The organism is Pseudomonas syringae (assembly GCF_000737245.1).
GTDB lineage: Bacteria > Pseudomonadota > Gammaproteobacteria > Pseudomonadales > Pseudomonadaceae > Aquipseudomonas > Aquipseudomonas syringae_J.
Map to the genome: position 1 here is coordinate 127,772 of NZ_JPQU01000018.1, position 9,174 is coordinate 136,945.

10 protein-coding genes are annotated in these 9,174 nt (G+C 58.3%); 3 read left to right on the forward strand and 7 right to left on the reverse strand.

The features are described 5' to 3' along the window. Positions 1–3 precede the first annotated feature (3 nt). Entirely contained in the window at positions 4–972 is a 969-nt protein-coding gene (exbB, locus tag IV01_RS20695; protein ID WP_032626296.1) for a tonB-system energizer ExbB, read from the reverse strand. 213 nt (positions 973–1,185) lie between these two features. Between exbB and IV01_RS20690 the strand changes: the two genes are divergently transcribed. After that, positions 1,186–2,040, forward strand: coding sequence for an SDR family oxidoreductase (locus IV01_RS20690; RefSeq protein WP_032626297.1), 855 nt, complete (start codon positions 1,186–1,188; stop codon positions 2,038–2,040). Between the two features lie 224 nt (positions 2,041–2,264). Here IV01_RS20690 and IV01_RS20685 read toward each other — a convergent pair whose 3' ends face one another. The 6 genes from IV01_RS20685 to IV01_RS20660 form a co-directional block, all read right to left on the reverse strand. Further along, complete coding sequence (locus tag IV01_RS20685; protein ID WP_032626300.1) at positions 2,265–2,996, reverse strand: hypothetical protein; 732 nt, start codon at positions 2,994–2,996, stop codon at positions 2,265–2,267. Positions 2,997–3,047: 51 nt separating this feature from the next. After that, on the reverse strand, positions 3,048–3,428 hold the full coding sequence (locus IV01_RS20680; RefSeq protein ID WP_032626302.1) for a RidA family protein: 381 nt from the start codon (positions 3,426–3,428) through the stop codon (positions 3,048–3,050). Between the two features lie 24 nt (positions 3,429–3,452). Next, positions 3,453–5,558 (reverse strand): bifunctional GTP diphosphokinase/guanosine-3',5'-bis pyrophosphate 3'-pyrophosphohydrolase, encoded by a 2,106-nt coding sequence (spoT, locus tag IV01_RS20675; RefSeq protein WP_032626304.1) that lies wholly within the window; start codon positions 5,556–5,558, stop codon positions 3,453–3,455. Between the two features lie 60 nt (positions 5,559–5,618). Beyond that, positions 5,619–5,882 carry a DNA-directed RNA polymerase subunit omega gene (gene rpoZ / locus IV01_RS20670; RefSeq protein ID WP_002551500.1) on the reverse strand — a complete coding sequence of 88 codons (264 nt, stop codon included), beginning with the start codon at positions 5,880–5,882 and terminating at the stop codon, positions 5,619–5,621. Between the two features lie 147 nt (positions 5,883–6,029). Further along, on the reverse strand, positions 6,030–6,650 hold the full coding sequence (gmk, locus tag IV01_RS20665) for a guanylate kinase (protein ID WP_032626306.1): 621 nt from the start codon (positions 6,648–6,650) through the stop codon (positions 6,030–6,032). Positions 6,651–6,663: 13 nt separating this feature from the next. After that, positions 6,664–7,527, reverse strand: coding sequence for a YicC/YloC family endoribonuclease (locus IV01_RS20660; protein WP_032626307.1), 864 nt, complete (start codon positions 7,525–7,527; stop codon positions 6,664–6,666). A 336-nt stretch (positions 7,528–7,863) separates the two neighbouring features. On the opposite strand from IV01_RS20660, the gene rph reads away from it, so the two are divergent. Both rph and IV01_RS20650 read left to right on the forward strand, forming a co-directional pair. Beyond that, positions 7,864–8,586 (forward strand): ribonuclease PH, encoded by a 723-nt coding sequence (gene rph / locus IV01_RS20655; protein WP_032626310.1) that lies wholly within the window; start codon positions 7,864–7,866, stop codon positions 8,584–8,586. Between the two features lie 24 nt (positions 8,587–8,610). Then, positions 8,611–8,979, forward strand: coding sequence for a DUF4870 domain-containing protein (locus IV01_RS20650; RefSeq protein ID WP_032626312.1), 369 nt, complete (start codon positions 8,611–8,613; stop codon positions 8,977–8,979). The last annotated feature ends 195 nt before the right edge of the window (positions 8,980–9,174 follow it).

Consider the following 9,174-nt stretch of genomic DNA (forward strand, 5'->3'; position numbering starts at 1 on the left):
GGCTTAGCCCACCTTGACCATGTGCGGAGACTGAGAGCGTTCGGTCGGCTGGTGATCGAGATCACGGCTGACCAGCAGCAGCACCTGTGCCGATGCGTCGGAAACCTGCGCCTTGTAACCGGCAATGGAACGCGCGAAGACGTTGTAGATAACCACCGCAGGGATCGCAGCAACCAGACCGAGCGCCGTCGCCAGCAAGGCTTCAGCAATACCAGGGGCCACAACGGCGAGGTTGGTGGTCTGGGTTTTGGCGATGCCGATGAAGCTGTTCATGATGCCCCATACGGTACCGAACAGACCTACGAACGGTGCAGTCGAGCCGATGGTAGCCAGAACGCCGGTGCCCATGCTCATGTTGCGGCCGCAGGCGGCAACCAGACGCTCAAGACGGAAGCTCACGCGCTCCTTGATGCCTTCACGTTCACGACTGTTGACTGACAGACGCATCTCTTCCAGCGCGTCGTGCACCAGCAGATTGGCCAAGGTCCCCGGCCTGGCAGCACTTTCGCTGGCTTCGGTGAGCGTACGAGCTTTTTTCAGGTTGGCGATTTCGGTACGCAGACGACGCTTGGCGCCCAGCAACTCGAAACCCTTGGCGATCCAGATGGTCCAGGTAATGATCGAAGCAATCGCCAGACCGATCATCACGGCTTTCACGATGATGTCAGCATTCTGGTACATGCCCCAAGGCGACAGGTCATGGGCCATGCCCAGGCTGTTATCCTCTTCAACAACCGCCGGACCTTCGACAGGTGCAGGAGCCACCGGTGCGGTGGTTTCTGTAGTCGGGGCCGCTGTGGTTGCCGGAGCCGTCACAGGAGCAGGGCTGGCAGCAGGATTGGTCGGGGCAGCTTGATCAGCGAGTGCAGCCGGTGCAAGCATCAGACTCAACAGCAGCGCTGCGATCCCATGCCATGCACGCGACAGGCTGGGTAGCTGGGTTGGCGAAGCGGAGGAATTAGTACGTGTCATGCTGGCCGGACCTGAATGAAGAATGATGGGTCGTTCTGCTGGATCGAGTGGTAGCGCTCGACGCGGGAGGAGAACAAACGGGCCGGCATTATTGCAAACAATTCTTGTTAGCAAAAGTAATACTGTAACTTTTTTTCTATTGGCCGCAGCCTGGTGATTAAGAATCACTCCTGTTTCGACCGCTCTAATTCGCCTTTTTTATGGAGATAAGTCATGCCTGCCCCTTCTGTTTTGATAGCCGGATGCGGCGACATCGGAAGTCGACTTGCCAATCAGTTGATCCCGCAGAACTGGGTCGTGTATGGCTTGCGGCGTAATATTTCGCGCTTGCCCGCCGGGGTTATTGGCGTCGCGGGTGACCTTTTCGACTCGGTAGTCCCCGCCGCCTGGCCCACCACGCCACTCGACTATCTGGTGTACTGCGCCACGCCCACCGATCGTGACGAGGCAGGCTATCGAGCCGCGTACGTAGAAGGGTTGCGCAAGGTACTGGGCTGGCTTGAAAAGCATCGTCAACAGCCCAAACGCATCATCTTCGTGTCGAGCAGCAGCGTTTACGGTCAGCAAAACGGAGAATGGGTCGACGAGACTTCGCCGACGGACGTCAGCACTTTCTCTGGCAAAGTCATGCTGGAGGCCGAGCAACTGGCTCTGAACAGCGGTTTCCCCGCCAGCATTGTGCGCTTGACCGGGATCTACGGGCCGGGCCGCAGTGATTTGTCGAACCGGGTTCGCCAAGGCTACAACGTGGCAATCGACCCACCTTTATATGGCAACCGGATTCACGCGGACGATGCCGCAGGCCTGCTGGCGTTTTTGCTTAATGCGGACTCACGGGGCGTCCCGCTGGATGATTGCTACATAGGCGTCGACGATGCCCCGGCACCGCTGGCAGAGGTGGTGCAATGGATGCGCGAGTACCTGGGTGTGACCCAATGGACCGAAGACGCCACCCTGCGCCGCTCCGGCAGCAAACGCTGCAGCAACGCACGCGCCAAGGCACTGGGCTGGGTGCCGCGTTATGCGACGTACAAAGAAGGGTATGCGGCGTTGTTGAGAGATGGCTGATTAGCGCACCCCATGTAGGAGCCAACTTGTTGGCGAGGCGTTATCTCTGTGTACGCAATAACGACGCTTCGCGAACAAGTTCGCGGCGTTTCAGATAAAACGTGGACCTCGTAGGAGCTCACCGAGGTTACGAGGCCAGCGATCGCGGTGTGTCAGGCAAAACGCTGTCCCTGCCTCGCGCTGCTCGTGAGCTCCTGCAAAGAACAACTGGTGTTTTCTGCTGATTACTTCTCAAGCAACCAACGGCGTGGGCCGGGGCGCAGTTCGGGCATTTCGTCCGCCTGAGCGGCATTGACGGCCTGGAAGATTTCCAGCTGATTGCCCTTGCGCGAGAAGATCCAGGCATTGCCCTGCTCGGATTTTTCCAGCCACATGCTGTCGTATTCGCCGCTCATGGCCGCGCAGTCGCCCGCCAGGCATAGCGCATAACGGTCGTTTTCCGGCAGCCCCTGAATGGAGCCGTTTGGCAGGAACTGCACCTTACCGCCCTGGCCATCACCGCTGACGATGGTCCATTTGCCGCCCATGTAGGCGCCATAGAGCGCCGCCTCGAAGCTGCTGCCGGTTGGCGCACCATCGGCAGCCGGGGTTTTCGGCTGTACGAAACGCTGCTCCGGACCTGACTCACTGGCCGCCTGGATCAGCTCATCGCCTTTAACCTGCAGGTCTTCGACATAGTTGTAGTAGTCGATCCGCAACTTACCCTTGTCAGCACTGGCGATTTTGCCTTCACCGACTTCAAAACCATTGGAATAAAGCGCCTGACCGGCTTTGGTGTTGATCTGCCATTCCAGGTTCGGGCCGTTGGCAAGCAGCGCCTGACGCAGATTGTCGCCTTTGACCGCCGCGTCGATAGCAGCCTGGTTGATCCACGTCCCGTCCGGGTTACGGTCGGCATGGCTGGCACAGCCACTCAAAAATACGGCAATCAGGGAGAGGGCGAGCGCAACGCGCATAACAGAATCCTTCTAGATCAGAGGCGGCGGGAAACATACCCCGCCGTTGATTTATTCGATGACGAGAATCGCGTCCATTTCGACTTGAGCGCCACGGGGCAGAGCCGCAACGCCAATGGCTGCGCGGGCCGGATACGGCTGTTCGAAGTATTTGCCCATGATTTCGTTGACCTTGGCGAAGTTGCCCAGATCGGTCAGGAAGATGTTCAGCTTGACGATGTCGCGGAACGAGCCGCCCGCTGCTTCAGCCACTGATTTGAGATTCTCGAAGACCTGAACGACCTGGGCTTCGATGCCTTCGACCAGTTCCATGGTTTTAGGATCGAGGGGAATCTGCCCGGACATGTAGACGGTATTGCCAGCTTTGATCGCCTGGGAGTAAGGGCCGATGGCCGCAGGGGCTTTGTCGCTGGTGATTACGGTCTTGGTCATGAAGAACTCCTGATGGGTAGTTGGCTACGCACGCATGCGGGTGATTCGAATGACCCCGGTCAAGGCGCGAAGTTTTCTGATGACGCGGGCCAGATGCACGCGGTCGTGCACGCTGACCACCAGTTGGACCACGCTGATGCGACCATCGCGCTCGTCCATGCTGATTTTTTCGATGTTGCCGTCGGCCGCGTTGACACTACTGGCCAACAGGGCGATCAGACCGCGCTGATGTTCCAGCTCGACGCGCAGTTCGACATTGAATTCGCCAGTGACATCCTTGGCCCAGGACAGCTGAATGCATTTTTCCGGGTTATGGCGGATTTCACTGATGTTGCGGCAGTTGTCCAGGTGCACAACCATGCCTTTGCCGGCCGACAGGTGACCGACAATAGGATCACCTGGAATCGGCGTGCAGCATTTGGCGTAGCTAAGCACCAGACCTTCAGTACCGCGAATCGCCAGCGGGCCTTCAGCGCTTGGCAGCTGATCGGCTTCGCCCAGCAATCGCCGTGCGACCACATAAGCCATCCGATTGCCCAGGCCGATGTCTTCGAGGAGGTCTTCAATGACCTCGACCCGGTACTCGGCAAGCACTAGCTGCACGCGTTCTGCGGGGATTTTGTCCAGACTGCTCTCGAATCCGTTCAGCACCTTGTTTAGCAAGCGCTCGCCAAGGCTGATGGACTCGGAACGGCGTTGCAGCTTGAGCGCGTGACGAATATGGGTACGCGCCTTGCCGGTGACGACGAAGTTCAGCCACGCAGGATTTGGACGCGCACCCGGCGCACTGACGATTTCCACCGTCGAACCGCTTTGCAACGGCTCGGACAACGGCGCCAGACGACGATTGATCCGACAGGCGATGCAGCTATTACCCACATCGGTGTGAACCGCGTAAGCAAAATCCACCGCCGTGGAGCCTTTCGGCAGCTCCATGATCCGACCTTTAGGCGTGAAGACGTAAACCTCATCCGGAAACAGGTCGATCTTCACGCTTTCGATGAATTCCAGCGAGTTACCCGCGCGCTGCTGCATCTCCAGCACGCCTTTGACCCATTGGCGAGCTCGCGCGTGAGTGCCTTTTGGCACTTCGTCATCGGAGGATTTGTAGAGCCAGTGCGCCGCGATCCCGTTATTGGCCATTTCTTCCATCTCGCGGGTGCGGATCTGGATTTCAATGGGTACGCCATGCATGCCGAACAGCGTGGTATGCAATGACTGATAGCCGTTGGCTTTGGGAATCGCGATATAATCCTTGAAGCGACCGGGCAGGGGCTTGTACAGATTATGCACAGCGCCAAGCACCCGGTAGCAGGTGTCGACCTTGTCGACGATGATGCGGAACGCGTACACATCCATGATTTCATTGAAGGCGCGACGCTTGCCGCGCATCTTCTTGTAGATGCCGTACAGGTGTTTCTGGCGGCCGCTGACTTCACCTTCGATGCCGTCAACCGACAGGCAGTGGCTCAGCGAATCTTCGATTTTGTTGACCAGTTCCTTGCGATTGCCCCTGGCGCGCTTGACCGCTTGGCCAATCCGCGAAGAACGCATCGGGTACATAGCCTTGAATCCGAGGTCTTCGAATTCGATACGGATGCTGTGCATGCCCAGCCGGTTGGCGATGGGCGCATAGATCTCAAGGGTTTCCTTGGCGATGCGTCGGCGTTTTTCGCCAGACAGCACCTCGAGGGTCCGCATGTTGTGCAGGCGGTCGGCGAGCTTGACCAGAATGACGCGAATGTCCCGCGCCATGGCCATGGCCATTTTCTGGAAGTTTTCCGCCTGGGCTTCGGCCTTGGTCTCGAAGTTCATCTGGGTCAGTTTGCTGACCCCGTCGACGAGTTCGGCCACAGTCTCGCCAAACTGGGCGCAGAGCGCCTCTTTGGCAATACCGGTGTCTTCGATCACGTCATGCAGCATCGCAGCCATCAGGCTTTGATGGTCCATGTGCATGTCGGCAAGAATATTGGCCACGGCAAGAGGATGCGTGACATAAGCTTCGCCGCTGCGACGGCGTTGGCCGTCGTGGGCTTGCTCGGCGTAGAAATACGCGCGGCGGACCAGGTTTACCTGATCCTTGCCAAGGTAGGTCGAAATGCGATCGGCGAGGGCGTCTATGCTCGGCATGGTGCTACCCCTTGCCGATGGCTTTTACCCTGCGCCGTACTACGTCGACCCGGCATAGGCTTAGACGGCCTCGTTGGACTCGTCCTCGAAAGCAGCGAAAAGCGGCTCATCTTCAACGATTTCAGCTTCTGCGATTACAGCGTAATCCATCAGGCCAGCTGCGATTTCACGCAGAGCCATAACGGTAGGCTTGTCATTTTCCCAGGCCAGCTTTGGTTCTTTGCCGCCGGTTGCCAGTTGACGAGCACGCTTTGTAGAGAGCATGACCAGCTCAAAGCGGTTATCCACGTGTTCTAGGCAGTCTTCAACGGTTACGCGGGCCATGGGTATTCCTCGTAGCAAATGCGGATGCGCGATGCCCGGATGGGCGAGCGGACTGCGGAGTTTACTAGCTGCAAGCCATAAGCTTCAAGCGGCAAGCCGCGAGCGGTCGGATTTAACTGACCAGCCGCTGCTTGCAACCCGCCGGATTCAGGCCAGCAACTGTTCAAGCAATTGACTGAAACGCTGCTGCTGATGTGGCTGGGTCAGCAGATTGGAGCGAAAAATTGCCTTGAGATCCTCAAGGGCGACAGCAAAATCATCGTTAATGACAATGTAGTCGTATTCCGTGTAATGGCTCATCTCGCTGACAGCTTCACGCATCCGGCCTTCGATGATTTCATCGCTGTCGGTACCGCGGTTGGTCAACCGCTGACGCAACGCCTGCTGGGTCGGCGGCAAAATGAAGATGGAGCGCGCGTGAGGCATGACCTTGCGAACCTGCTCAGCACCTTGCCAGTCGATCTCGAGAATCAGGTCATGACCTTCGTCCAGAGTCTGCTGCAAGTGGCTCTGGGAGGTGCCGTACATGTTGCCGAACACTTCCGCCTGCTCCAGGAAATCGCCATGCTCGATCATGCGCAGAAACTCAGCGCGATCCACAAAGTGGTAGTTCACACCGTCGGCCTCACCGGGGCGCATGGCGCGGGTGGTGTGCGAGACCGAAACGCGGATCGATGGCTGAGCATCGACCAGAGCCTTGACCAGGCTGGTCTTGCCCGCGCCAGAGGGGGCGGAAACGATATACAGGGTGCCGGTGCTATGGGTCATGTCAGGGTTAGCCTTACTCAATATTCTGCACTTGTTCACGCATCTGCTCGATCAACACTTTAAGGTTGACCGCCGCTTGCGTGCTGCGCGGGTCGAAAGCTTTGGAGCCAAGGGTATTGGCTTCGCGGTTGAGTTCCTGCATCAGAAAATCCAGTCGCCGTCCGGCCTGACCGCCAGCCTTGAGCACACGACGCACCTCGGTGACGTGGGTGCTGAGGCGATCAAGCTCTTCGGCGACATCGCTTTTCTGAGCGAGCAGGACCATTTCCTGCTCCAGACGCTGCGGATCGAGCTCGGCCTTCATGTCGGCGAAGCGATCGAGCACCTTCTGGCGCTGGGTGGCGAGCATCTGCGGCACCAGGGTTCTGAGGGTCGCCACCTCAGTGGTGATAGAGGTCAGGCGATCATCAAGCAGCTTGGCCAGATCAGCGCCTTCACGTCCCCGACCGTTTTTCAATTCGGTCAGCGCATCATTGAACAGCGCGAGCGCTTCTTTATTGAGCGCCTGTGGATCGCTGGCATCCGCCACCAGCACGCCGGGCCAGGCCAGTACTTCCAATGGATTCAGGGGAGCAGGCTGCTTGATCAAGCCGGCGACCAGTTCAGCAGCGGCCACCAACTGAGCGGCGCGCTCCCGATCAACCTGCAGGGGCTTGCCGGCGGTTTCCTCGACGAAACGCAAGGTACACTCGACTTTGCCCCGGGAAAGCCCCTGACGCAGCGCTTCACGCACCGCGCTTTCCAGGTCGCGGAAAGATTCTGGCAAACGCAGATGCGGTTCGAGATAACGATGATTGACCGAGCGTAGCTCCCAACTCAGGGTGCCCTGAGTGCTGGCCCGTTCGACCCGGGCAAAAGCCGTCATGCTGTGGACCATGGGAAATACCTCTCGAGTAAGGCTCTTGAGTCAGATGACTTCAAACCGCGAAACAGAGGTCGCCTCGCACCGAAGCATCTTGCGATGTCTGGATGTCACGAAAAAACGACAGTCTGTAAAGGCGCAGGATTGTAGCGCAGTGCAGGGGGTGCGCCCAATCCACGAATGCGACAAGCGATGCGTGGTTTTTGAGCATTGGCGCAAAGCCCCGTTGTAGAGCCCATTTCAGGGCATTCACGCACCGCCAATTGTCATCCACTGGTTTTAGAAGTGCCCAGCATCGCCTTGCGCCTCTATAATGCTCGGCAGTTTTCCGTCTCAGTACAGGTATCCCAGATGAAACGTCCAAGTGGTCGCGCCGCCGATCAGCTCCGCTCGATCCGCATCACCCGCAACTACACCAAACACGCCGAGGGTTCTGTGCTGGTCGAGTTCGGTGACACCAAAGTGATCTGCACAGTCAGTGTCGAGAACGGCGTTCCGCGCTTCCTCAAAGGTCAGGGCCAAGGCTGGTTGACCGCAGAGTACGGCATGCTGCCACGGGCTACCGGCGAGCGTAACCAACGCGAAGCAAGCCGCGGCAAGCAAGGCGGCCGCACCCTGGAAATCCAGCGCTTGATCGGTCGCTCTCTGCGCGCCGCGCTGGACATGTCCAAGCTGGGCGATGTCACCCTGTATGTCGATTGCGACGTGATCCAGGCCGACGGTGGCACCCGCACTGCGTCCATCACCGGTGCCATGGTCGCTTTGGCCGACGCACTGAAAGTGATCAAGAAACGTGGCGGCCTCAAAGGCGGCGACCCTCTCAAGCAAATGATTGCAGCCGTCTCGGTTGGCATGTACCAGGGCGAGCCTGTGCTGGATCTGGACTATCTTGAAGATTCGGCCGCCGAGACAGACCTCAACGTGGTGATGACCAGCGCTGGTGGCTTCATCGAAGTTCAGGGCACTGCCGAAGGCGCACCGTTCCAGCCTGAAGAGCTGAACGCGATGCTGGCTCTGGCACAGAAAGGCATGGCTGAGCTGTTCGAACTGCAAATCGCAGCTTTGGCCGACTGATCAATCCGGCATGGGGAAACGCACATGAGTGACAGCCAGCTTCCGCTACCAACTCCAAGCGCAGAGGTTCGCCAGTGGGCGATGTTTTGTCACTTTGCGGCGTTTCTCGGCCTGATCATCCCGTTCGGCAACCTGCTGGGGCCGCTGATTATCTGGCAGCTCAAAAAGGAAACCGATCCGTTTATCGATGCTCAGGGCAAGGAGGCGCTGAATTTTCAGATCACCGTGTCCCTGGCCATGGTCGCCTGCTTCTTCCTGATGCTGCTGATCATCGGCTTCGCGCTGATTGGCCTCGTCTGCGTCGGCGCACTGGTGCTGACCATCATTGCCGGGATCAAAGCCAATGATGGTGTGGCGTATCGATATCCGTTCACGTGGCGAGTGATTAAATAACCGGGCGACATGCGGCTTAGATGTGGCGCGGTAATACCTGTGGGAGCGAGCTTGCTCGCGAAGAGGCCGGGACATCCGAATATATTCTGGGGGTAGGAATATTGCCTTCGCGAGCAAGCTCGCTCCCACAGGGGTTTGAATGAACTGGTCAAGTAATCACGGACACCGGTTACGGTTTATGCCGCTTTTTTCTCC